This is a genomic window from Hymenobacter sp. DG25B, from assembly GCF_000801315.1.
Taxonomy (GTDB): domain Bacteria; phylum Bacteroidota; class Bacteroidia; order Cytophagales; family Hymenobacteraceae; genus Hymenobacter.
The window spans coordinates 961,119-985,804 of record NZ_CP010054.1 but is presented as its reverse complement, the minus strand read 5'-3'; the positions used below and the strand labels follow the sequence as shown (position 1 = coordinate 985,804).

Annotated in this window: 13 protein-coding genes, 2 tRNA genes and 3 rRNA genes; 5 read left to right on the top strand and 13 right to left on the bottom strand. The window is 55.8% G+C overall.

Translation table 11 applies throughout. The annotated features are described in order from the left end of the window. Positions 1-180 precede the first annotated feature (180 nt). Together PK28_RS04245 and PK28_RS04240 are read right to left on the bottom strand one after the other, a co-directional pair. Positions 181-3,417: a hypothetical protein gene (locus PK28_RS04245; RefSeq protein ID WP_231576215.1), complete on the bottom strand. Its 3,237-nt coding sequence runs from the start codon at positions 3,415-3,417 to the stop codon at positions 181-183. A gap of 22 nt (positions 3,418-3,439) precedes the next feature. After that, on the bottom strand, positions 3,440-4,537 hold the full coding sequence (locus PK28_RS04240; RefSeq protein WP_044511751.1) for an NAD(P)/FAD-dependent oxidoreductase: 1,098 nt from the start codon (positions 4,535-4,537) through the stop codon (positions 3,440-3,442). 86 nt (positions 4,538-4,623) lie between these two features. Between PK28_RS04240 and PK28_RS04235 the strand changes: the two genes are divergently transcribed. The 5 genes from PK28_RS04235 to PK28_RS04215 all read left to right on the top strand — a co-directional run bounded on the left by PK28_RS04235 (position 4,624) and on the right by PK28_RS04215 (position 12,612). Further along, complete coding sequence (locus tag PK28_RS04235) at positions 4,624-5,259, top strand: MBL fold metallo-hydrolase (RefSeq protein ID WP_044511747.1); 636 nt, start codon at positions 4,624-4,626, stop codon at positions 5,257-5,259. A 46-nt stretch (positions 5,260-5,305) separates the two neighbouring features. Continuing rightward, on the top strand, positions 5,306-6,001 hold the full coding sequence (locus PK28_RS04230; protein WP_044511745.1) for a CDP-alcohol phosphatidyltransferase family protein: 696 nt from the start codon (positions 5,306-5,308) through the stop codon (positions 5,999-6,001). A gap of 128 nt (positions 6,002-6,129) precedes the next feature. Then, complete coding sequence (gene porU / locus PK28_RS04225) at positions 6,130-10,074, top strand: type IX secretion system sortase PorU (RefSeq protein ID WP_044511742.1); 3,945 nt, start codon at positions 6,130-6,132, stop codon at positions 10,072-10,074. Positions 10,075-10,116: 42 nt separating this feature from the next. Further along, entirely contained in the window at positions 10,117-11,322 is a 1,206-nt protein-coding gene (gene porV / locus PK28_RS04220; RefSeq protein WP_044511741.1) for a type IX secretion system outer membrane channel protein PorV, read from the top strand. A 3-nt stretch (positions 11,323-11,325) separates the two neighbouring features. Further along, the gene (locus PK28_RS04215; RefSeq protein WP_044511737.1) at positions 11,326-12,612 is read left to right on the top strand and encodes a M16 family metallopeptidase; all 1,287 of its coding nucleotides are present in this window, start codon (positions 11,326-11,328) and stop codon (positions 12,610-12,612) included. Between the two features lie 446 nt (positions 12,613-13,058). On the opposite strand, the gene rrf is transcribed toward PK28_RS04215, so the two are convergent. From rrf to tsaB, 11 genes are all read right to left on the bottom strand, one after another. Further along, a 5S ribosomal RNA gene (gene rrf / locus PK28_RS04210) occupies positions 13,059-13,170 on the bottom strand. An 80-nt stretch (positions 13,171-13,250) separates the two neighbouring features. Continuing rightward, positions 13,251-16,157 (bottom strand): 23S ribosomal RNA (locus tag PK28_RS04205). A 199-nt stretch (positions 16,158-16,356) separates the two neighbouring features. Then, positions 16,357-16,433: transfer RNA gene (locus PK28_RS04200), tRNA-Ala, on the bottom strand. A 37-nt stretch (positions 16,434-16,470) separates the two neighbouring features. Beyond that, positions 16,471-16,544, bottom strand: a tRNA-Ile gene (locus tag PK28_RS04195). A 107-nt stretch (positions 16,545-16,651) separates the two neighbouring features. Continuing rightward, positions 16,652-18,164, bottom strand: a 16S ribosomal RNA gene (locus tag PK28_RS04190). The 16S, 23S and 5S rRNA genes sit together here with 2 tRNA genes alongside, the layout of an rRNA operon. A gap of 208 nt (positions 18,165-18,372) precedes the next feature. Next, the gene (locus tag PK28_RS20310; protein ID WP_156126233.1) at positions 18,373-18,948 is read right to left on the bottom strand and encodes a hypothetical protein; all 576 of its coding nucleotides are present in this window, start codon (positions 18,946-18,948) and stop codon (positions 18,373-18,375) included. A gap of 122 nt (positions 18,949-19,070) precedes the next feature. After that, the gene (locus PK28_RS04185) at positions 19,071-20,210 is read right to left on the bottom strand and encodes a serine hydrolase (protein WP_048825564.1); all 1,140 of its coding nucleotides are present in this window, start codon (positions 20,208-20,210) and stop codon (positions 19,071-19,073) included. A gap of 355 nt (positions 20,211-20,565) precedes the next feature. Further along, positions 20,566-21,777, bottom strand: coding sequence for a hypothetical protein (locus PK28_RS04180; protein WP_048825561.1), 1,212 nt, complete (start codon positions 21,775-21,777; stop codon positions 20,566-20,568). 58 nt (positions 21,778-21,835) lie between these two features. Further along, positions 21,836-23,185 (bottom strand): APC family permease, encoded by a 1,350-nt coding sequence (locus PK28_RS04175; RefSeq protein WP_044511733.1) that lies wholly within the window; start codon positions 23,183-23,185, stop codon positions 21,836-21,838. 155 nt (positions 23,186-23,340) lie between these two features. Beyond that, positions 23,341-23,853: a DUF2480 family protein gene (locus PK28_RS04170; protein ID WP_044511731.1), complete on the bottom strand. Its 513-nt coding sequence runs from the start codon at positions 23,851-23,853 to the stop codon at positions 23,341-23,343. 54 nt (positions 23,854-23,907) lie between these two features. Further along, entirely contained in the window at positions 23,908-24,609 is a 702-nt protein-coding gene (gene tsaB, locus PK28_RS04165) for a tRNA (adenosine(37)-N6)-threonylcarbamoyltransferase complex dimerization subunit type 1 TsaB (RefSeq protein WP_044511728.1), read from the bottom strand. Between the last annotated feature and the right edge of the window lie 77 nt (positions 24,610-24,686).

The following is a 24,686-nucleotide window of genomic DNA, read 5'->3' as shown; positions in this document are numbered from 1 at the left end:
GAGGAGCTGCACGGCAACAGGAGTGGTGAACGGGACGGCAAAGATACAACCCAACTCCCGGATGGCCGCACCCCCGCGCTACCTATGACGAATGTCATGTAGCGGCCGCCCTCTAAAAAGCCAAAATCCCCGCCTGCGGGGGCAGACGAGGGATTTTTCCGGAGGCACTGGCTTTAGCCGTTAAAAATCATACCCCAGCGTGAAATAGAACTTGGGGCCATTCTGCTCAAAATCCTCTTCTCCCCACGCCACATCCAGCTTGCCATAGAAGCCCAGAATGGTGCTGCGGGCCCCCACGCCGTAGCCCACCAGCAGCGGGTTGCGGAAGCGTACCACTGTGGCCGAAAAGGCATTGCCGGGGTTAGGCTGCAGTTGGGTGTTGTAAGAGTTATCCTGGGTGAAGGGGTTGGCGCCGGAATAGGCACTGCCGGCATCAGCAAAGCCCGTGAGCTGCAGGTTGCGGAAGAAACCGGACTCAATAGGCTTGTTGGTGAAGTACTGGATAATGGGAATGCGCAGCTCCGAGTTAAACAGCACGTACTTGGGGCCGCTGCGGGCATTGTAGTTAAAGCCCCGCATGTTGGTCACAAACTCCTGGTAGAATACGTCGGCCAACTGTCCCTCAAACACTTCACTGGCCGGGCCATTATAACTGTTGTTCAGCCAGTTATCCATACCACCCATCCGGAAAGTTCTCGGCGACTTGCCAAAGAATGCCCCATAGCTGGCGCGGTTTGCCCAGATAATCTGGCGGTGCACTTTCTGGTAATGCCGCAAATCCACAAAGAACTTGTTGAAGCTCTGGTTGGCATCCCGGGTAGCATGCAGCATCTGGATGCCAACTTTCATGCGGGTGCCTTCCAGCATGTTCACGCCCGTGGCAATGGCGTTATCAAACACCAGCTCTGAACTACCGCCTAAGAAATTCTCCACGGAGTCCCGCTCCGTGAGCGGAATCATCCGGGTGGTGCGCACATTTACATAGCGGGCCGCTACCCGCACGCTCAGGTTGGGCGTGAGCGGATAGGCCAGGCGCGGGGCCACTTCGTGGCGGGTAAAGCGGGTTTCCCCTTTCTCCGTACCTACGTTGTAAGACTGTTTCTGGTAGCTCATACCCCAGTCGTAGCGGCCACGCAGGTTAGAATACTCCGTGAAGATGTTGCTGGTGCGCAGGTCCGTGAGAGCGAAGATACCCGCCCGGATGCGGTGGTCCTCAAACAGGTCAGACATGGCGGCCTGCCCAATCAGCCCCCAGCCCAGCAAAGGGTCCACATACACCGTGGATACTACTTTGTTGATGCTGAACTGCCGGCCATACCGGATGGGCCCTACCAGACCAATACCATCGGCGGGTGGTGTGGTGCCTGCCCGCTGGCCGCTGCGCTGCTGCGGGCGTACCGGTGTGTCTTCCTCATACTGGTATTCCTGGTTCTGGGTCTGCTGGGCCTGCTGCTGCTGCGTGGAGTCGGCGGAGGCGGGCGGCTGCGGTACCGTATCCTGCGCGGCCGGGGCGGGCGCCGGCGCGGGGGGCGCGGGCTTAGACCGGTCTTCCAGAATTTCCTGCCGCGCCGTTTTCGAGAGCTGCAGGCCGGTGGGCAGCGGGTACGCCGGATTTAGAAAGACGAAGGGGCGCGCCCGGTCATTAGCTACATAAGCCAGCGTAGAAGTAGCGGCGCTATAGTCGTAGCTGCGCAGGTTGGGCAGCAGGTTGGTAACGGGCGTGCGCTGTTTAGTGGTGATGTCGTAGCGGTAGAGGCTGCGCACGCCGCTTTCTTCGCTCAGAAATACCACTTCGTTATTCGACAGCGCCCGCGGGGCACTTTCGTTGGAAATGGTAGCTACCAACGACTCCACCGGCTGTGCGCGCCCATCCAGATGGTACAGAAACAGGTCGTAGTTATTCACCACGTAGGCGAAGTTGTTTTTAGCCAGCCCGGTAGTGTCCATCCAGCGGTTGGAGCTGAACACGATTCCCTGGCCGTTGGGCAGGAACGTGGGCTGCACATCGTCGAACAGGTCATTGGTGAGGCGCTCGGGCGTGCGGCTGCCGCTGCGCAGCAAAAACAGGTCGTTCTGGCCATTTACGGCCGCACTAAACACCATGGACCGGCCATCGGGGGAGTATTGCAGACCCATTATCTGCGTATACCGGCTGAGAATAGTGGAGCCCTCGCGCCCGCTAAACGGCAGGCCTTCCCATACCCGCGCCAGAATACCGGCGGCCCCGCCATTGGCCGGGCGCAGGCGCAGGCTCATCTCTCCCCTATCGGTTTCGGCTACAGCCAGCTCATTGTTGTTGCGCCAGGCCAGCACGGGCAGACGCTGGTCTACCTGCTGATCGGGCGTTTTGTAGCCGCCGCGGTGCACTACGTGCCGGTTATTGCCGGTGGCCGCATTGCTTACAATTACCCGGTAGCGGCCCCGGTCGTTCATCACGTAGGCCAGCTGCCGGCCATCGGGGCTCAGGGCTATTTGCGAATACTGCACCTCGTGCCGGTTGCGCTTTACCAGCCGGGATTTATCGTCGGGCAGGGTAGTGTAGGGCGTGGTGGGTTGCGCGTTCAGCTGGCGGTAGTAGGCCAGCCAGTCTTTCAGAAAGGTTTTATAGGGTACGTTCAGCGAGCTGCTGATACCGGTTTCCACGTCGCGGGTAATGCGCGTGAGGTTGAGAATATTCTGAATGGAGGTGTAGCCGTAGCGCTCGGCAATGTAGTTCCACACGCTCTGCCCGGCCAGCTCGGGGCTGCGGGCAAAGAATGGGGCCGGGCGGTTGGCGTCTATCTGCTGCGTCATATCGCGCATGTACTCGTCCATCTCCACGCTCCAGCCCTCGGCGGTGTAGGCGGCCGCGCCGGTGATAAACCAGTCGGGCAGCTGCAAGAGGTAGTTGCTCTGGATGACTTCCTTCAGGGAACCGCCGTACATCATGTCGTGCAGCAGCACGCGCGTTACCTGAAAGCTTACGTCGCGCTTCAGCAGGGTTTGCTGACCCTGAAAGGCAATCTGCACTTTATCCATGCGCAGCAAGTCGGTTTCGCCGCCCATCTGGTACTTGTCATCGTTCAGACCGATGTTGCTCTGCCGCAAATCCGTGACGGAGTTGTAGAGCATGAGCGTGGTTTTGGAGTAGGGATAATACCCCAGCAGCGAGGTAATGCGCTGCAGCTCCTTTTCCGCGTACTCGGCGGTGCGCCGGGCCGTGGCCTCGCCGCCGGCGTAGAAATACACGTTGAAGTTGGCGGTGGAGAAATAGCTCCAGTCAAACTTTTTATACTGAATCCGGACCCGTCCGAACGGCTCCTGCGACGTTTGCGCCACCGTGCCGGTGAGCGTGCTCAGCCACAACACGGCCGTGAGCAAGCCGCCCATCGAGAGCAAGCGCTGCCGTTGCCGAAAGGAAGTAAACAGGTGCATCATCGAGCTAAAGAGCAAAAAAATATCAGGAAGATATTACGGCTGCCGGATGGGCCGCAGAGTAGAACGATTGAAAGCGCCGAATATTGACCTCGGGCCACATTTCTGTGGTGCCCGCCAGCACATTGGCGAAGTGCTCGGCCAGCAGCGGCGCCATGAGCACGCCCTTGGAACCGAAACCGTTGCATATACTCAGGAAAGGCTCCGCCGGATGCGTGCCCAGTAAGGGTTTTCGGTCGCGCACGGCCGGGCGTACGCCCGCCCACTGCTGCAACACATCAAACGGCAGTGTGGTTACCTCCGCAAAGCGTTGGCTCAACTCCGTGCGGGCCTCCACTGTAGTGCCCGCCGCAAACGGCGGCCAGCGGTAAGTGGCCCCCACCCGGAACCGCCCGTTGCCGAGCGGTACTACGTAAGCGCCTTTATTTAATACTTGTTCTTCGGCTAATCCCGGGCAATGCACGTCCAGTACCTCGCCCTGGTTGGGCGTAAGCGGCAGCCAGCTAAACCAAGGGTTGTGCACGGCCGCGGAACCTTCGCAGAAGATAACGCGGCCCGCCCGTACCGTATCGGCGTAGCAGACATCCGTGGCATTGGTAACAAGCTGTTCCGGCACGAAAGTTTCCCGGCGCAGCCAGCCTTCCGCTACTCCTTTTTCGGCCTGCGCAGCCAGCATTTCCCGCACTGCTATATAGCCGCCGCCACGAATGCGCATGCCGCCGAAATCCTGCCGCACGCCCGGCAGCGGGGGCAGCTCGGCGCTGACTTCCTCTACAAATTCCTGCCAGGGGTGGTCGGCGCTGCGGGCCATGGCGTTGTTCTGGTCTGCTATCGAGGAAAAGAGCTTCAGAATGGGCATGAGCTGCAAAAACTGCGTGCCCAGCTCCTGCTCCAGACTTTGGTAATAGCGGATAGCGGCCGGCAGAAATTCGGCTACGCGCCAGCCCAGCGCCAGGCGCTTGCCGGCCACGGGGTTCAGCAGGCCGGCGGCCACGGTGGAGGCCGTATCTGCCGGGGCGGCATCCAGCACCAGCACGCTATGGCCGCGGCGGCGCAGCACGGTGGCCAGCGTAGCACCGGCCAGGCCGTGGCCTATGAGCAGATAATCGTAGTACTCTCGCATGGCGGCCAAGGTACACAAGTACGGCCCGAATGTGTAACTTACCTCGCCATTGAGCCTGTTTTTGGGCTGATTTCAGACTTTTTCGCATGCTGGTTTCCGGGTTTACTTTCAACGCCTTTTCCGAAAACACTTACCTCCTGCAGGATGAAACCGGGGAGTGCGTCATCGTAGATCCGGGCTGCTACTCCACCGAGGAGCAGCAGGCATTGCGGCAGTACATTGAGGAGCACAAGCTGCGTGTGGTATTGCTGCTCAATACCCACGCCCACATCGACCACGTGCTGGGCAACCGGTTTGTGCTGGATACTTATAAGGTACCCTTCCTGCTGCACGAAGCTGATTTCGCTACCCTGCGCGCCGTAGAAGCATATGCGCCATCTTATGGCTTTGCCCAATACCAGCCCGCCGAGCCCACCGGCACCCTCACGCCGGAGGAGCCCGTCCGGTTTGGTAAAACTGAGCTGGAAGTGCGCTTCACGCCCGGCCACGCGCCGGGCCACGTGGTATTCTACCATGCACCCACGCAAACCGTAATTGGCGGCGACGTGCTGTTCCAGGGCAGCATTGGCCGCACCGACCTGCCAGGCGGCGACTACGCCACCCTAATCAGCAGCATCAAAACCCAATTGCTTACCCTGCCGGATGAGGTAACGGTGTACCCCGGCCACGGCCCGGCTACAACGATTGGCGCAGAACGCCGTTCGAATCCGTTCCTGCAGTAAGCTTCTACCCTGCGCCCTTCTCTCTACCACCTCCAAGTTCTTCCCTTTGAAACGACACCTTCCCAACGCCGTTACCTGTCTCAACTTGTTTGCGGGCTGCCTGGCGCTGGTACAGATTTTTGCGGGCAATCCGCAGGCGGCAGCTTACCTGGTAGGCATTGCGGCGCTGTTTGATTTTGTGGATGGCCTGATTGCGCGGGCCCTGCACGTTAGCTCGCCCATTGGGAAAGACCTTGATTCCCTGGCCGACATGGTGTCGTTTGGGGTGGTGCCGGGTGCTTTCCTGTTTACGCTGCTGCAGCAGGCGCTGCCCGCGGCGGGCCTGCCGGCCTGGCTGGCCTACGCGGGTTTTATTGTGACAGTATTTTCGGCGCTGCGGCTCGCTAAGTTCAACAACGATACCCGCCAGACCACTTCGTTTATTGGTTTGCCCACGCCGGCCAATACGCTGCTGGTGGCCTCGCTGCCGCTTATCCTGGCCAATGACACTTTCGGCCTGACCTCCTATATTCTGAACCCCTGGGTGCTGCTGCCGCTCATGCTGCTGCTGTCATACCTGCTGGTGGCCGAAATTCCGCTTTTTGCCCTCAAGTTCAAGAATATGAGCTGGCAGGATAATTCCCTGCGGTTCATTTTTGTGCTGCTGGCCGTGGTGCTTATCCTGCTGCTGCAGGCTACCGCCATTCCGCTGATTGTGCTGTTATATGTAGCGTTATCCATGCTGAAACCCAGTTATAGCTAGGCTGCACAATAAAATACGGAGCAGGGAGGTTGTGCCTATGAACAGCGAATGAACCGGCTGCCGGGTGTTGCTGTTTCCAGCATCTATTCCCTTTTCATTTTCTGCTTTTGCCGCTGACCTGAATTTCTATGCCCCGTCGTGCTTTGTTGCTGCTCTGGATGCTGCTGGGCTGGTCGTGGACCGGGCAGGCACAGGCACCTGCTGATCAGGCGCTGCGGGTTGCGCTGCATTGGCAAGGCACCGCAACCGTTTATTTGCCGCAGGGCCGCACCCGGCAGGTTCCTACGTTTGCGGAAGCCGGTTTCCGGCCCGGCCAACTGCTGCCTTTCTACCAGTTTAGTGTGGATGGCCGGGTGGCTGCTGATGAGCTGCGGGATGCCGTGTACGAGCCGCTGACCGCAGCCGACAGCAAAATACTGGGTACCGCTACCATTGGCGGAACACCGGAGATTCGCCGCGCCAGCGGCACCGAGAACCGGCAGGCCCGCACCATTCTTACGCTCACGCCCCTGCGGCGCAATGCCGGCACGGGACAGGTAGAAAAGCTGGTTTCGTTTACTTATTCCTATACTACCCGGGAAGCGGTGGCTGCGCGCCGTGGTGGTACCCACGTTTACGCCGCCAACTCAGTCCTGAGTCAAGGACAATGGTACAAGATTGGAGTGCCCACCAGCGGCCTCTATAAGCTGGATAAAGCCACCCTACGCACCCTGGGGCTGGATGTGCAAACTTTGGATCCGCGCCGTCTGCAGCTCTACGGCAACGCCTTCGGCCAGCTTCCTCAGCTGAACAGTTCCCCGCGCCCCGACGACCTGGTAGAAAATGCCATCTACGTTTCCGGCAACAACGACGCCACCCTCAGCGACGACGAATATGTGCTGTTCTACGCCCGCGGGCCGCACACCTGGGAGCCTACCTCCAACGAGCAGCGCCCCTTCCGGCACCTGTACCACACCTACACCGATACCGCCTATTACTTCCTGACCGTAGGCGCCACGCCCGGCCGGCGGGTAGCCCCGGCGGCTACTGTCACCGGCCCGGCCTCCATTACCGTTTCCACCTTTCCCGATCATCAGTTTCACGAAATAGACCTGGTGAACCTTCTGAAGTCGGGCCGCCAGTGGCTGGGCGAAGGGTTTGATGCCGGCGCGGCGCAAAAGGACTTCACCTTTCCCTTCCCGGATCTGGTGGCGAGTGAGCCGGTTTCGGTTACCAGTCTCACCGCCGCCACCGCCAACAGAGCTACCACTTTTCGGCTGACCCTCAATGGACAGTCCATTGGCAGTCAAACTATTACCGGCCTCAGCGGCGACTATTTCCCAGAGGCCGCCAACCTGCAGCTTTCCACCTTCAGCAGCCCCGCCCCGGCTGGCAATGAGCTGCAGGTAAAGCTCACCTACGACGCAGGGGGCGACTTCTCCGCCAAAGGCTACCTCGACTATCTGGAAATTACGGCTTGGCGCAAGCTGCGTTTAAGCGCCTCCTCGCTGGAGTTTCGGGCCCTGGCCGGCTCTACTGCCGGCACCATCCAGAAGTTTGTTCTGGATAATGCCGCGGGCGCTACCGTCTGGGACGTCACCAACCCGCGCCGGGCACAGGAGCGGCCCCTCTCTAACGACACTTTCCTGGCTCCCGCCGATTCGTTGCGGGAGTTTGTGGCTTTCATGGGCAGCAGCTTTCCGGCGCCCCGCCTGTTCGGCCGCGTGGCCAACCAGAATCTGCACGCTCTCAGCCTGGGCAATCAGCTGGATGTAGTAATAGTGACGCATCCGGTTTTTCTGGCCGAAGCGGAACGCCTGGCTGCCCACCGCCGCAGCCACGATGGCCTGCAGGTGCAGGTAGTCACCACCGAGCAGGTATACAACGAGTTCAGCTCCGGCGGGCAGGATATTACCGCCATCCGGGACTTTATGAAGATGGTTTACGAAACCAACCAGCGACCTACTGGCGCAGTCCGCATGGCGCTTCTGCTCTTCGGCGACGCTTCCTACGACTACAAAGCCGACCCTGGCAACGACCCCAGGTTTTTGCCCGAGTACTGGTCTCAGCGGCAGATAACGGATAAAAATAACCAGAACTACGTACCGGTTTACGAGTCTTACGAGTCGTTTGCCCGCATTTTTCCGCGGGCCTTCAATGAGGCCATTTCGTTTTCTTCCGATGACTATTTTGGTCTGCTGGATGATGCGGAAGGCGAATGGAAGGAAAGCGCGGACGCTAATTTCGAGCTCCTGGATATTGGCGTCGGCCGCCTGCCGGTGCGTACGCCTAACGACCAGCCCCGTTCCGCCGCCCAGGCCCGCCTGGTAGTGGATAAGCTGATTAGCTATGATCAGCCCGCGAGCTTCGGGAAGTGGCGTAACCGCATCACCTTCGTCGCCGATGATGGCGACTCTAACCTGCACCTGCGCGGTGCCGAGCTGCTGGCCAATCAACTGGTAGCCAAGCAGCCAGCCTACAACGTGCACAAGGTGTACCTGGACATGTACCCGCAGGTGGTAGTGGCCGGCGGCCAACGCTCCCCCGAAGCGGCCCGGGCCATCGACCAAAGCCTGGAAGAAGGCTCCCTGCTGGTTAACTACACCGGACACGGCGGCACCAAAGCCTGGTCCGATGAACAGATTTTCAACATCGAATCCATTAAGAAGCTGCAGAACACCCAGCGGCTGGCCTTCCTCCTTACGGCCACCTGTGACTTCAGCACCTATGACGACCCCGGTTTTGACTCGGCCGGCGAAGTAGCCCTGACCGATGTAGCCGGCGGCGCCATTGGCCTGCTTACTACTACCCGCGTGGTTTTATCCGGCAACAACGCCGTCCTGAATCAGCAGTTTTATGAGGCTGTTTTCAAGGAAGAGAATGGCCGGCTGCCCCGCCTGGGCGAGGTGATGGCGCGAACCAAAAATCAGAGCGTTTCCGGTGCCTACAACCGCAACTTCGCCCTGCTCGGCGACCCTTCCATGCGGCTGGCCTATCCCAACTATACCGCCACCGTGCGCGAGCTGAACCACCGCGCCCTTACCACTACGCCCACCGATACGCTCAAGGCCCTGTCTCAGGTAGCACTGGCCGGTGACGTAACCGACCGGGCCGGCGCGCTGGCTACTGCCTTCAGCGGCACCGTGCAGGTAACGGTGCTCGATAAACCGGCGCCCGTGCTCACCCTGGGCAATGAGCCCAACGATGGCCAGCAATCTATACAGGTGCAGGAAAGTGTGTTGTACGATGGCAAGGCCACTGTGCGCGAGGGCCGTTTTCAGCTGGAGTTCATGGTCCCGCGCGACATCAATTACAACGTAGGCCCCGGCAAAATCAGCTTATATGCCGCCGCCCCCCAACTGGGGCTTGATGCACACGGCGCCAACAAAGACGTGCTGGTAGGCAGCGTGGCCTCCGATATCAAAGCCGATACCATTCCGCCCCAGGTGCGCCTGTTCATGGATTCAGAATCCTTCGTGTTTGGGGGCCTCACTGGCTCCGAAACCATGTTGCTGGCCCAGCTCAGCGACAGTAGCGGCATTAACACCGCTGGCGCCGGCATTGGCCACGAAATAACCGCGGTGCTGGATAATGACCCGTCTAAGCTTATTGTGCTCAATAGCTATTATACCGCCGATGTTGATAACTTTCGGAGTGGCCGCGTACGGTACCTGCTGAAAGGACTGGCACCGGGCCCGCACGTGTTGCGGTTTAAGGCCTGGGATACGTTCAATAACTCCACGGAACGGGAGCTGGAGTTTATAGTGGCCCGCAACGAAAAGCTGGCGCTGGAGCACATCCTGAACTACCCTAACCCGTTTGCTACCACCACTACGTTTCATTTCGACCATAACCGCAACGGCGAGGACCTGGACGTACAGGTTCAGATTTTTACCGTAACGGGGAAGCTGATCCGGACCCTGGCCACCTCAATCCCCGGCAGCCCGGCGCACGTAGGTACTTTAACCTGGGACGGGCGGGATGAATTTAATGACCAAGTTGCCCGTGGCGTGTATCTATATCGGCTTCACGTTCGTTCACCCCGCGACGGCGCGCAGGTAAGCAAGTATGAAAAACTTGTGCTCTTGCGTTAACGTGTTTACTTGCATCTCCATTACCCACCTTTTCTGATATATATGTTGTCGAAGTTGACTGTGCGACTGAGTTTTCTCACCACAACCGGGCTGCTTACCTTGTCGGTAGCCGCTTCGGCCCAGCAGCGTGATGACCACGCCATTACCACGGCCGTGCCCATTCTCACGCTCAGCCCCGATTCCCGCTCCGCCGCTTTAGGGGAAGCCGGGGTGGCCATTTCGCCCGATGCCAACTCCATGTACTACAATGCCGGTAAACTGGGCTTTGTGCCCTACAACACCAGCGTTTCCCCTTCCTACACACCTTGGCTCCGCTCCATTACCGATGACATGGGCTTGGCACATGTTTCAGCGTATCACCGCGTCGGCCAGCGCTCCGCTTTTGGGGCTTCGCTCACCTATTTCGATCTGGGCAGTATTCAGTATCGGGACAACCTCAACAACTCTAAGGGCGACTTCAACCCTAAAGAGTACGCCTTTAGTGTTTCCTACGGCCAGCGTTTGAGCGAAAACCTGGGGGTAGGCGTTGCAGCGCGCTTCATCCACTCCAACCTCACGGGCGGCGATACGGATACCAAGCCCGGCAACGCCGCCGCAGTAGACCTGGGTTTATATTATACCAAAGACGTGTCCATCGGCGCCCAAGATTACAACCTGGCATTTGGAGCTGCTATTGCCAATATTGGCAACAAGATTTCCTACACCAATCCGGAGGAAGGTAACTTCCTGCCCACTAACCTGAAAATTGGTACTGCTATTACGAAAGAGCTGGACCCCTACAACAAGCTTACCTTTACTATCGACGCCAACAAGCTCCTGGTGCCCAGCCCTTATTATGAAGGTGCTAACCCGGACTCAGCCTCTCAGGTACGCATAGATGCCAAGAACCGGGAAATAGCCGGTAAAAGTGTTGTTAGCGCTATACTGGGCTCTTTCTCGGACGCTCCTGGCGGCTTTAAGGAAGAAATGCAGGAAATCAACCTTTCCGCTGGCATAGAATACTGGTACAAAGATATGCTGGCAGTGCGCGCTGGCTACTTTTATGAGAACCCGCAGAAAGGAGCCCGTCAGTACCTGAGCTTAGGTGCCGGCCTGCGCTACCAGGTATTTGGGGTTGATGCGGCTTATCTGGTCCCTAACGACAAGAACAACCCGCTTTCCCAAACCTTACGGCTTTCTTTACACTTTAACTTTGGCGAAGGCGCCAACACCTCCGGCGCCACCGATACCCCGACCCCCACGAATTAGCCTATGCTCAACCGTTTGGTTGCCCCTCCCGTTCAGCCGCTGGCCAGTGTAACGCTGCCCGCGGCTGACGTGCTTTTACTGCCTAACGGCAGTCGTTTGCACGTTCTTCACAACGCGGCCCAGCCCGTTGTACGCCTACAGGTAGTATTCCGTGCCGGCAAATGGTACGAGCCTGCCCCTGGTATTTCCCTGCTAACCGCCCGCATGCTGCTGGAAGGTACCCGCACCCGCACTGCCCGCCAAATTGCCGATGAAGTAGCTTTCTATGGTGCTTCTCTAGAATGTGAGCAAGGCTTCGACCGGGCCACGCTGACCCTCTATTGCCTCACTCGGCATTTGGAGAAGCTACTCCCGCTGGTAAACGATGTACTCACAGAACCCACCTTCCCCGAGCCCGACTTGAGCCTGCTGAAAAACCGTACCATTCAAAACGTACGGGTAGAACGCCAGAAAACCAGCTATCTGGCCGCTGAGCAGTTTTCCCGTAATCTTTTTGGCAGTGCCAATCCTTATGGGGTAGTCTTTGATGAAGACAGCTTCCAGGCAATACAAGCAAGTGATGTCCAACGCTTCCACCACCAAGCCTATCGTTTAGCCGGAGCTGAAATTTTCCTTTGTGGTGATGTGGAAGCCCAACATATTGACCAAGTGCAAGCCATGGTGGGTAAAGGGAGCATTTCCACTCAGGATCTGAGTGCGTCTCATGGCTACACTGCTCCTACTGCCTCCCTCGCACATGATTACGTAACAGTAGCTGACAGCATTCAATCTTCACTACGAATCGGCCGCCTGTGGCCAGCCCCCAGTCACGCAGATACGCATAAGCTCCAGGTACTCACCAAGATATTAGGGGGGTATTTTGGCTCACGTTTGATGAAGAATATCCGCGAGGATAAAGGCTTTACCTACGGTATTTACGCCAGCGTAGGCCCACGGGAACACGCCACTAGCTTCGTCATCGGTACCGATGTAAATGCGGCCAGCACCCAAGCCACCATCACAGAAGTACATCATGAACTCAGAAAGCTACAGGAAGAACTCATCCCTGCTGAAGAGCTAAAAACCGTCAAGAACTATATGGCTGGCAAATTCGCCAACGAGCTCAGTACAGTATTCGAACAATGTGATAAATATAAAAGCTTAGTATTCCTTAACCTACCACCTACCTACTACACCGATTTCTTACATGATGTTAGCAGTATAGATGCTGCACAAGTACAGCACCTAGCCCAGCAATACCTTTCCCCCTCAGATATGCTTCAGGTTATAGCAGGCCCAGCATCAGCTTAACCATAATAAAATAGACCCAAAGAGCCTCTCGTAAATTTTACGGGAGGCTCTTTGGGTTTAGGCAATACTGTAATCTACAGAGAAATATAACTTCTATTAAAGGTTTCAGGCACTAGTATAATCGAACTATAGCTTAACTCCCAATGAGAATAAAGCAAAAGACCCTCCCGCATTTGTTGTGGGAGGGTCTTTTGCTCAAAGAGCCTGCTTGCTTTATGAAATAGGCCAAGACATTTTCAAAATAGATTAATCCTTGACGTTGGTCTAGGCCTAGCGGCTGATTGGCCCTGCGCACTGCATACCTAATCCTTACCAATAGCTGAAAAGGGAAGAGTTGACAAAGACGCCGGGCGCTTTCCTGGTGGCCGGGCGCGGGCACGGAGAAGTGGTAAAACGACGATACCCCTCCCGCAGCACAAAGTCGCAGGAGGGGTATCGAAAAATAAGGTTGGCGGCGACCTACTCTCCCGCCGGTGAAGGCAGTACCATGGGCGCTACGGGGCTTAACTGCTCTGTTCGGAATGGGAAGAGGTGAACACCCGTGCTAAAGCCACCATTAAGGTGTCAGTAATACGTGAAACGCAAACTGTCAAATCGTTGACGCAGGTAACGGGTAAGAAAAAGGAGTTGAGCTTACTGACAAGAAGCGTTCGAGTCATTAGTACACCTCGGCTGTGCTATTTCTAGCTTTAGACCTAGTGCCTATCAACGTGGTCATCTACCACGACTCTTAGTATGGGATATCTCATCTTGAGGTGAGTTTCGCACTTAGATGCTTTCAGCGCTTATCTCATCCCAGCGTAGCTACCCGGCGCTGCAGCTGGCGCCACAACCGGTGCACTAGCGGCTGGTCCATCCCGGTCCTCTCGTACTAAGGACAGGTCCTCTCAAATATCCAACGCCCACCACAGATAGGGACCGAACTGTCTCACGACGTTCTGAACCCAGCTCGCGTGCCACTTTAATCGGCGAACAGCCGAACCCTTGGGACCTTCTCCAGCCCCAGGACGTGACGAGCCGACATCGAGGTGCCAAACCTCCCCGTCGATATGAGCTCTTGGGGGAGATCAGCCTGTTATCCCCGGCGTACCTTTTATCCTTTGAGCGATGGCCCTTCCATGCGGAACCACCGGATCACTATATCCGTCTTTCGACCCTGCTCGGCTTGTAGGCCTCACAGTCAAGCCCGCTTCTGCTATTGCGCTCTGCGTACGGTTACCAAGCGTACTGAGCGGACCTTTGAAAGCCTCCGATACTTTTTTGGAGGCGACCACCCCAGTCAAACTACCCAGCAGACACTGTCTCCCTTTCAAGATTAGGCACCAAGCAACACAAGGGTGGTATTTCAACGTTGGCTCCCCCACGGCTGGCGCCGCGGGCTCATAGCCTCCCACCTATCCTACACATGTGTTACCCAGCGTCAATGTCAACCTATAGTAAAGGTGCACGGGGTCTTTCCGTCCCGTGGCGGGTACTCGGCATCTTCACCGAGACTACAATTTCACCGAGCTCATGGCTGAGACAGCGCCCAGATCGTTACACCATTCGTGCAGGTCGGAACTTACCCGACAAGGAATTTCGCTACCTTAGGACCGTTATAGTTACGGCCGCCGTTTACCGGGGCTTCGATTCAAACCTTCGCCTTGCGACTAAGTTCCCCTCTTAACCTTCCGGCACCGGGCAGGTGTCAGGCCTTATACTTCCGCTTGCGCGTTCGCAAAGCCATGTGTTTTTGTTAAACAGTCGCCTGGGCCTTTTCACTGCGGCTTCTTGCATTGCTGCAAGGAAGCGTCCCTTCTCCCGAAGTTACAGGACCATTTTGCCGAGTTCCTTGGCCATGATTCACTCGAGCGCCTCAGGATTCTCTCCTTGACTACCTGTGTCGGTTTGCGGTACGGGTTATCGAGCAGTAAACGCTTAGCAGGTTTTCTTGGCAGTCTGATTAGGTACACTATCCCCGTGGCCGAAGCCGTGGGGTACTATCATGTTTCAGCTAGGTCAGCGGATTTGCCTACTGTCCTAATACCTACGCACTTTAACGGGCACTTCCGTCCGCCCGCGGTACTTTCACTTCTGCGTCACTGCATCACTCTACTCAATAAGTGCTGGAATATCAACCAGCTGTCCATCGGTGTTCGCCCTTCGGCTTACCCTTAGGTCCCGACTAACCCTGCTCCGATTAGCGTTGAGCAGGAAACCTTAGTCTATCGGCGGGCAGGTTTCTCACCTGCCTTATCGTTACTCATGCCTACATTTGCTTTTCTAGCCGCTCCAGCACCCCTGACAGGATACCTTCACCGCTGCTAGAATGCTCCCCTACCACTCATACATAGTATGAATCCATCGCTTCGGTACCGGACTTGATGCCCGCGTATTATCGATGCCCTGTCGCTCGACCAGTGAGCTGTTACGCACTCTTTAAATGAATGGCTGCTTCCAAGCCAACATCCTGGCTGTCAAAGCAACTGGACCTCCTTTGTTCAACTTAGTCCGAATTTAGGGACCTTAGCGGATGGTCTGGGTTCTTTCCCTCTCGGCCTGGGACCTTAGCACCCCAAGCCTCACTGCCGAGTATATTTCCAGGCATTCGGAGTTCGTCAGGATTCGGTAGGCTGTGACACCCCCTAGTCCTATCGGTAGCTCTACCTCCTGGAAACTTCACCTCGACGCTGTACCTAAATACATTTCGGGGAGTACGAGCTATTTCTCAGTTTGATTGGCCTTTCACCCCTACCCACAGGTCATCCAAATCCTTTTCAACGGAAACTGGTTCGGGCCTCCAGTTGGTTTTACCCAACCTTCACCCTGCCCATGGGTAGATCACAAAGTTTCGCGTCTACCCCCTCTGACTCTGCGCCCTATTCAGACTCGCTTTCGCTGCGGCTCCATGCGTCCACGCATTTAACCTTGCCAGAGAGGAGTAACTCGTAGGCTCATTATGCAAAAGGCACGCCGTCACCCCACTAAAGGGCTCCGACCGCTTGTAAGCACACGGTTTCAGGTTCTTTTCACTCCGGTATTCCCGGTTCTTTTCACCTTTCCCTCACGGTACTAGTTCACTATCGGTCTCTCAGGAGTATGTAGCCTTAGCGGATGGTACCGCTGGATTCAGACGGGATTTCTCTGGTCCCGCCCTACTCAGGAATCCACTACCGTACCTAATCAGGTCGCTTACCGGGCTCTCACCGTCTATGGCCGACTTTCCCACGTCGTTCAGCTAAGATTAGATAATCAGATGTTGTGGTCCTACAACCCCACGGTGGCCGTAACCACCCTGGTTTGGGCTAGTCCCCGTTCGCTCGCCACTACTTGGGGAATCATTAGTTATTTTCTTTTCCTCCGGGTACTTAGATGTTTCAGTTCCCCGGGTTTGCCCTTGGTGCTAAATGCACGAAGTCTTACAGCTTCACTGTAAGGGGTTGCCCCATTCGGAAATGCCAGGATCAATTGGTATGTGCCCATCCCCTGGCCTTATCGCAGCTTATCACGTCCTTCATCGCCTCTGAGAGCCTAGGCATCCCCCGTGTGCCCTTGCTTACTTCTTGTAGCTCTCTATTGCTAGAGAGGGCTCGGGTGACTAACCATAGGTTAATCACTCTTTGTTACTTTTTCTTACTCGTTACACTACGTCAAAGAACGTTTGTTTTCCCTATTGGAAAACAACGTAGTACTGTCCTGTTGCCAGAAACACTACTATATGTTGGTATTCTCACCAAAGCTGATCCGATTGATCATACTTCTTGTTGGTGGAGAATAACGGATTCGAACCGTTGACCCCCTGCGTGCAAGGCAGGTGCTCTAGCCAGCTGAGCTAATCCCCCATTTCCGTGTTCCGTTGGCAATCCCAACTGTGAACAGTGGGCCTGCCTGGACTCGAACCAGGGACCTCTACATTATCAGTGTAGCGCTCTAACCACCTGAGCTACAAGCCCGGGTTTCGATGAGGGCATCGAATCCGTGAATATCTTGAATGAAGGAATGACAAATTTGATAGTCCAAAGGTAACGCGAGCAATAACTCACGAGTCGGACCGCTCCAGAAAGGAGGTGATCCAGCCGCACCTTCCGGTACGGCTACCTTGTTACGACTTAGCCCCAGTTACCTGTTCTACCCTAACTGGCTTCTGTGACGAGCACCAGCTTCAGGTCTACCAGACTTCCATGGCTTGACGGGCGGTGTGTACAAGGCCCGGGAACGTATTCACCGCGTCATTGCTGATACGCGATTACTAGTGATTCCAGCTTCACGAAGTCGAGTTGCAGACTTCGATCCGAACTGAGAACGGTTTTTTGAGATTGGCGTCACATCACTGTGTAGCGACCCTCTGTACCGTCCATTGTAGCACGTGTGTAGCCCTAGGCGTAAGGGCCATGATGACCTGACGTCGTCCCCGCCTTCCTCACTGCTTGCGCAGGCAGTCCATCTAGAGTCCCCGGCATAATCCGCTGGCAACTAAATGTAGGGGTTGCGCTCGTTGCGGGACTTAACCCAACACCTCACGGCACGAGCTGACGACGGCCATGCAGCACCTTGCTTTGTGTCCCGAAGGAAAGGTTCATCTCTGAACCGGTCACGCGCATTCTAGCCTAGGTAAGGTTCCTCGCGTATCATCGAATTAAACCACATGCTCCACCACTTGTGCGGGCCCCCGTCAATTCCTTTGAGTTTCACCCTTGCGGGCGTACTCCCCAGGTGGGATACTTAACGCTTTCGCTAAGTCACTAACTGTATATCGCTAGCAACGAGTATCCATCGTTTACGGCGTGGACTACCAGGGTATCTAATCCTGTTCGCTCCCCACGCTTTCGTGCCTCAGTGTCAGTACCAGCCTAGTCAGCTGCCTACGCAATCGGGGTTCTGGATGGTATCTATGCATTTCACCGCTACACCATCCATTCCGCCAACCTCGTCTGGACTCAAGCCTTGCAGTATCCATGGCAGTTCTCTCGTTAAGCGAGAGGCTTTCACCACGGACTTACAAGGCCACCTACGCACCCTTTAAACCCAATAAATCCGGACAACGCTTGCACCCTCCGTATTACCGCGGCTGCTGGCACGGAGTTAGCCGGTGCTTATTCCTCAGGTACCGTCAGTGTACCACGCATGGTCTTTTTCTTCCCTGAGAAAAGCCGTTTACAACCCAGAAGGCCTTCATCCGGCACGCGGCATGGCTGGGTCAGGCTCTCGCCCATTGCCCAATATTCCCTACTGCTGCCTCCCGTAGGAGTCTGGCCCGTATCTCAGTGCCAGTGTGGGGGATCACCCTCTCAGGTCCCCTAGACATCGTCGCCTTGGTGGGCCGTTACCCCGCCAACTAGCTAATGTCACGCAACCCCATCCTTGACCAATAAATCTTTACCAATTGCCTGATGCCAGGCTGTTGGTTTATGCGGTATTAATCCGCCTTTCGGCGGGCTATCCCCCAGTCAAGGGCAGGTTGGTTACGCGTTACGCACCCGTGCGCCACTAGTGTATTGCTACACCCGTTCGACTTGCATGTATTAGGCCTGCCGCTAGCGTTCATCCTGAGCCAGGATCAAACTCTCCATTGTAAAATTACTTGCTACTCTCTTCGAAAAGAGAGCCATGTCGAGTGCTGATCCGACCCGTATTGACGAGCTATTATTCGTTTGTTACGCTTGGTTGGTTTTAAAGCCGAAGCTCGAAAACCGCTTACCAAATTTGTCAATTCCAATCATTCAAAGAACGTGTGCTCTCGTCGTTTCGAGAACCGTGCGCTAGCCAGGCTAGCCGTGTTTTTCATTTCGTTTCCCGGCTTCCGTTCGAAGCGGGATGCAAAGGTAAGTACCTTTTTTGAAGTGACAAGCGAAAGGCGAAATAATTTTGAAGCTTTCGTTTTCGTCTGCCTGACTTGTTTTCCCCTTCCGTTTGAAGCGGGATGCAAAGGTAAGTAACTTTTCTGCTGCTTTCCAAATCCGGTTTCGAAGTTTTTTTTCGAAGCGGGTTGGGTTTGTTCAGCTCGAAGCGCTTCCGGTTGAAGCGGGTGGCAAAGGTAAGCCGCTTTTTTCGTTTCGCAAGCGAAGTGGAAAATTTCTTTTTTGAACTTTTCCGTGCTGCTGGCTGACTTCCGATGGAAGCGGGTGGCAAAGGTAAGGCTTTCTTTTCTTCGTTTGCAAACCCGAAAACAACTTTTTTTTCGGATCCGGCCCGGCTTCCGGTTGAAGCGGGCTGCAAAGATAGTAGAACCTTTCCCAGATTTCCAACTTCTTTTTCAAAACTTTCTCCAGCCGCCTCGCAGCTCTTGGCCCCGCCGCGTTCCGGTTTGGGAGTGCAAAAGTGCGACTCTTCTCCCCTATTTCCTAATCCGTACAGCAAATAATTGATGGAAATAGGTGCTATCAGGCTTAGGTATGATCAACGATATCCTCATCAAAACTGATTGACAGCACTTTACACCCTTCTCGCATAACCTGACTATTTTCGAGGAGAAGCAAAAACTAGCGGACTACTTCCTTAGCGAAGAGTTCTGACAGATCTGGATGGTGCGTGCGGGGGCGCCTGGCCTCGTATTGATAGAGCACCTGCCCCAATGCTTTCAGGAAAGGCAGCCCGATGGATTCGTATTCATAAGCGCCATCGTTGAGGATGCCGTCCTGGTTTACGTAGAGCACTGCGCTGAGCAAAAACTCGCTTTGGTGGGTGGAATCGGCGAAATAGGCCACATCGGCCAGGTAGCCGTGCGACATCCCTACTATATTATATAGGTGTAAGCCGGGCTGCGCTGGCCGGTTGGGTTGGCGGCCGAAGTAGAGATACTTCTTATAGGCATCGAAATAAGCGCGGCTTTGATAGCGCGAGAAGCCCGAGCCGTGGGGCGTACTGTGCAGATAATAGCGCAGGAAGGCATAATCATCGGGGGTGAGCTGGAAACGCTGGGCAGCCGGGGTGGATTCAGGGAACAGAACAGCCTTGAGCATATCCGTCACGTTCTGTAGCGGCAGATAGTTGGCGGTAGTGAAATCGTAGGGTTGATAAATGATGCGCCCTCCGGCTTGGTAGCCGCGGCCTTTTCGGATGTTCCCTAATGGCAAGGGGAAGGAATGTGGGTTAAAGGCGGCGGGCTGTTGATAGATAATCTGCCCCGTGGTGGCATTAAGGAAGGTTATGGGATTGGTATGGCGGTTGGCGGCCGTATCACAGGGAGCAAAGCGGCGGGTGATGCGTACCTGCGTGTACCCTAATTCCCATAAACGCACATTAAGTGGGCGCTGCCCCAGGAATTCATAGAGCCGGTTATAGGCTACGTTGTCGCTGACTAGCAGCATGCGCTTGATATAGTTGCCGACTGTATTCACCTGGTCGGAGTTGGCGGAAGGAATATAGGGTGCGGGGGTCTGGCAACGGAAGGCGGTGCCGGTGGCCATAGGTGTGCGGCGGGTGAGGCCGGATTGGTGCAGGCGGTTCAGCTTTTCCAGAGCCAGGGCAGCCGTGGGCAGCTTCACCAGACTGGCAGGGTTGAAGTACTGCCGGGCATTGAGGTGGTAATCGTACTGGGTGAAGTGCGGGCGGTTCTGCGCGTCGCGGTTGATTTGGGTATAGATGATCTGCAGCTCATACTTGTCGGCGTGGTTTACCACTTCGGCTAAGCGAGCATCGCTGTGAAGCAGGCTGTCGAGCAGCTGGCGGTTGACTCTTTGTTGTGCTATGGAACCTGGAGGAACCGGCGCTTTAGAAGGGCTATTGAAAGTACTCCCTATATATAGGAGTAGCCACAATAGGAATGGATGAAAAGCTAGCGGCATAAACATTCCGGAAAGGGATAATGGAACCGAGGACCAGTACGGCAATACATCCTTACGAAAACACAGCATGCCCTACTCTCTTGCTGGCATTAAATAACAAAAAGAGGCTGCGGCAACCATGCCACAGCCTCTTTTCTTTTGCTGCCGAATTTGCGCAGCCTACTCCTATATATATAGTATAGGCCGAAAGCTATTCCGCTACCGTTTTGGTGCGGCGGGCTAAAAGCAGGTTGGAGTCGTTTTGCCGCCAGTTGTAGCCGGTACCGAAGGGCAGCGGGCGGGGCCGGTGCACCGAATCGGTATAAACCTGGGTTAGCGTGGGCTGATAATGCTTGGCGAAAAGGTTGATGGGGCGCTTATAGGTGCCGTAGTAGGTGAATTGCCAGTCGGAAGCGGGGAAGTATTTCATGGCAATGCCCGAATCATCCTGTAAGATAAAGTTGCTGCGGTCCAGAATCAGGTTGCGCACTTTGCTGAAATAGGGCTTGTGCATGAGGTAAGTAGCCGATTTGATGTAGGTGACTACCGGCCCAAGCGTGCGCACATACTGCAGTATAGCGTCTTTCGTCGTGCCCAGCTTCCAGTCGCTGAGGTCGGCGGAGAAGTAGTACACGGTTTTCTCCTGGCCTTTGGCATCGCGCAGCTTCATTTCTACGCCGGGAATGATTTTGGGACCGGGCCGATGGATGGTCATGGTATCGGCTTCCGACATCTGCCCCTGAGTATTCAGCTGGAGGTAGCGAATATCAGTTACCTGGTTGCCGGTGCGCGTGGCGAAAAGCATCATCAAAGGCAAAGCCCCATCCAGCTCCACTGATTTGAGGTCGACGGCCATATCATTAGTGCGGAAAAAGCTAAAGTTGAGCACCGACCACAAAGAGGCTTTGATGGCGCTGAACAGCTTAGGATTTTCCAGGGTGCTGCGGCGGGGCACTGTGCCTACTGGCTCCAGCCCTACCAATACATAGGTTTGGGCCGTGGGAAACATGGTATAGGCATTCAGCAAATCGGGCCCGCTAAAGGGGTAGAACACGGTGGAGCTGCTGCGGCGTACGGAATCCAGCTCGGTGGCGGCCCACTGCTGAATACGGTTGGTGCGGGTGTTGTGATAGTTGGTCCAGCTTTTATCGGCATCGGCGGCAAATGCCTGCCAGGCAGGAAGGGCCGTAAGTGGGCGCAGGTCGCTACGTTGGCTTACTGGCTGACCGGCCAGATAGGCCGCTACATCCTGCACAGCGGTAGTATCCGGGGCGGGCGCCGCAACGGTTGGAGCCGATGTAGTGTCAACGGGAGCTGACGAGGCGGGCTTCTCTGGTTCAGTGGCAGTGGTTTTTTGCTCAGAGCAGGCAGCCAGCGTGGTAAAAAGAAAAGGAGCCAGAAGCCTGAAAAGGTAAATGCGCATGCGGGAGTACTTAGGAAGAACAAAACGAATGGAGCAGCAAGTTAGCTTTTCCGCTTTTTCACTCCTTATATATAGAGTGCATTGGAACATCGGCGTTTGGCTTCTTCATCGGGCGACTAACGCCTTTATAGACCAGCAGGCCCAGCAACACCGTGGCCAACCCATACAGGGACTCCATTGGTTTATCGCGCAGCAGAAAAAGGAGCGTCCAGCCACTTAAGCCCAAAAATAGCAGAGGCGTGATGGGGTAGCCCCAGGCCCGATAAGGCCGGGGCAGCGCCGGGTGCTTCCAGCGGAGGATAAACAGACCCAGCACCGTGAGAAATGTGAAAAGGCTCAATACAAAGCCTGCATATAGAAGCACCTGCTCAAAAGTGGCCGTCAGAATAAAAACCAGGGTGAGCAGCGTTTGCAACAGCATGGCCCGGACCGGTATGCCAGCCCGACTGACGTGCGCCAAAGCGCGCAGGCCGGTGAGGTCCTCCCCCATTACCTGCACAATGCGGGGCCCGGCAAAAATCATGGAGCTGACGGTGGATACCAGTAGCACCGCAATAACGCCGCCCATCAGACGGCCAATAGCGGGACCAAACAGGGAATTGGCCACCACGAAACCAACTTCTACCTGGCCGGCCAGGGTATTGAGCGGGGTGGAATACAGGAACACGAAATTCAGCCCTATATATAATAGGAGTACCACGGCGGTACCGATCAGCAAAATGCGTGGCAGATTCCGTTGCGGATCGGCCACTTCGCCCGTCATATACACGGCGGCATTCCAGCCGGAATAGGCATACGACACATAAATGAGGGAAACGGCAAAGGCCGGGCTCAACACTTCCTGCCAGCCCAGAGCACTGGGGCGGAAAGACAGCGGCTGTGGGGTGGCGGCCAGCAGCCCGGCGCCAATAAAACCAACCAAAACCAGCACTTTGATGGCCGTAATCAGAACCTGCAGGCGGCTGCCGGCCTGCTTGCTGCTGGCATGTACCGCCGTAAGCAGCAGGACCACCATCACCGATAGCACCTGCGGCTGCACCGAGGGCCATACATTTTGCGCATATTTTCCCAGAGCCATTGCCGCCAGCGCCGTGGGAGCCGCAAACCCAACCGTAGCCGATACCCAACCCGACAGAAAGCCTACCGCAGGGTGGTAAATCCTGGAGAGGTAGTGATATTCGCCACCCGAGCGGGGCATGGCCGCGGCCAGCTCACCATAGCTTAGCGCCCCGCATAAGGCAATTAGTCCGCCCACGGCCCACAACATCAGCAGCGCAAAGCCGCTTTTGAGGCCCAGTATCTGAAACCCCAAGCTGGTAAAGACGCCGGTGCCCACCATATTGGCAATAACAATGGCAATGCCCGTGATGACACTGATTTTGTAAGCGGCTTTTTGGGGTTGCGTCATAAGAGCTATTTACCGGCAAAGATGCAAAGTTGCTTTTTGCCGATTCAGAAGTACGCTCCTGCGGGGCTATGCAAACCTCAGCAACGCAAAAAGCCCCTGCCGTTTTATAACGCCAGGGGCTTTTAGATAACCTCGCCAGGAAAATTTCCGGCGAATCAGGCTTTCGGACGCTTGTACAGGGGTACCGTGCTGCAGGGCTCACCATACATAATGCTGCTGGCCACCGGCAGAAGTTTCTGCATAATGGCCACGTAAGCATACGTAGGCACGGGTTTCTCACCACAGCCTTTTACCACCATTTTGGCATCCCGGTACTGTTCAGCATCAATGCCCGCAATGGCTTCCTGGAACAGCTCCTGCTCCAAGGCTTCCAGGTTGCCGAATACATATCGATGGGCATGGCCCTGTAGCTTGGAAGCCAGCAGCATGTACGCCCAGGTAGGTACAATGGCATCGGCGGAGCAGATGATGGCTACGTTCTTGCCGTCGTACTGGCTCCAGTCGTGGGTTTTGATGAACTCGCGGAAGTCCTTTTCCCGCAGCATTAAGCCATGGAACAGGTTTTCTTTGATGTCATATACCACCCGCTCACCAGGATGAATAAACTCTTCCAGATTGAGCGTAGTGAGGGCACTTTGCGTGACGCGGTTGATGAGGGTGTCTTCCATTATATAGCTGATAGACGTTAGAGGGAAGATTTTTTGACAGCTTGCCTCCTGGTGCTAAGCCTTAGGCCTGGGGGTAGTGGTGTATACTTCTTTTAAGTAGAACGGCTCGTAGTAGGCCACATCCCGGAAGTCCTGCTCCCGGAAAGCCTGCACGGCCAGCGCCCCTACCGCCACCGCAGATGGCTGAATATCTGCCAGAAAATCGGCGTGGACATTACCGGCCACAAGCGGCTGAAACTTAACGGCGCCGTTACCAAAGCATAACAAGCGGTGGTGGGCTAATTGTTCGGCCAGCGTGGTTTCCTCCAGAATAAGCGGTGTGGGCGCCAGCACTTCCCGGCCTTCGTGGGTGTAGAGCGCGGCATATACCTCCATACGACGGGCATCCAGCATGGGACAAAAGAGGTATTGCTCCGGCCGGGCCGTGTAGGAAGCTACCTGATAAGCCAACGCCTGCAGGGTACTGATAGCCACCAAAGGAATTTCCAGCGCAAAGCAGAGGCCTTTTGCTGCGGCTGCTCCTATGCGCAAACCAGTGTAGGAGCCCGGTCCATCAGAAACCGCCACGGCCGCCACATCCTGCAACGTGTACTGGCAGTTTTCCAACAGCTGATTCACCAGCACGCTCAGGTGCGAGGAGTGCGACTTCTCCAACCGCAGTTCCGACTGCCCCACCAGGCTACCATCGGCTACCCGGTGCAGGGCTACGGAGCAAATGGAGGAGGAAGTTTCGAGGGAGAGAATGAGAAAGGACATAAGCAGCGAAAACGGAGGAGAACAGTTCCTCTCACAGAATGAAAAAAGCAGACTCATAAGGAGTCTGCTTTTCATTA

Excerpts from the sequence above, each read along its gene's own strand:
- PK28_RS04180 (WP_048825561.1), bottom strand. The coding sequence starts at position 21,777 with ATGCGCATTTACCTTTTCAGGCTTCTGGCTCCTTTTCTTTTTACCACG.
- porV (WP_044511741.1), top strand. The coding sequence starts at position 10,117 with ATGTTGTCGAAGTTGACTGTGCGACTGAGTTTTCTCACCACAACCGGG.
- PK28_RS04175 (WP_044511733.1), bottom strand. The coding sequence starts at position 23,185 with ATGACGCAACCCCAAAAAGCCGCTTACAAAATCAGTGTCATCACGGGC.
- tsaB (WP_044511728.1), bottom strand. The coding sequence starts at position 24,609 with ATGTCCTTTCTCATTCTCTCCCTCGAAACTTCCTCCTCCATTTGCTCC.
- PK28_RS04215 (WP_044511737.1), top strand. The coding sequence starts at position 11,326 with ATGCTCAACCGTTTGGTTGCCCCTCCCGTTCAGCCGCTGGCCAGTGTA.
- PK28_RS04245 (WP_231576215.1), bottom strand. The coding sequence starts at position 3,417 with ATGATGCACCTGTTTACTTCCTTTCGGCAACGGCAGCGCTTGCTCTCG.
- PK28_RS04235 (WP_044511747.1), top strand. The coding sequence starts at position 4,624 with ATGCTGGTTTCCGGGTTTACTTTCAACGCCTTTTCCGAAAACACTTAC.
- PK28_RS04170 (WP_044511731.1), bottom strand. The coding sequence starts at position 23,853 with ATGGAAGACACCCTCATCAACCGCGTCACGCAAAGTGCCCTCACTACG.
- porU (WP_044511742.1), top strand. The coding sequence starts at position 6,130 with ATGCCCCGTCGTGCTTTGTTGCTGCTCTGGATGCTGCTGGGCTGGTCG.
- PK28_RS04240 (WP_044511751.1), bottom strand. The coding sequence starts at position 4,537 with ATGCGAGAGTACTACGATTATCTGCTCATAGGCCACGGCCTGGCCGGT.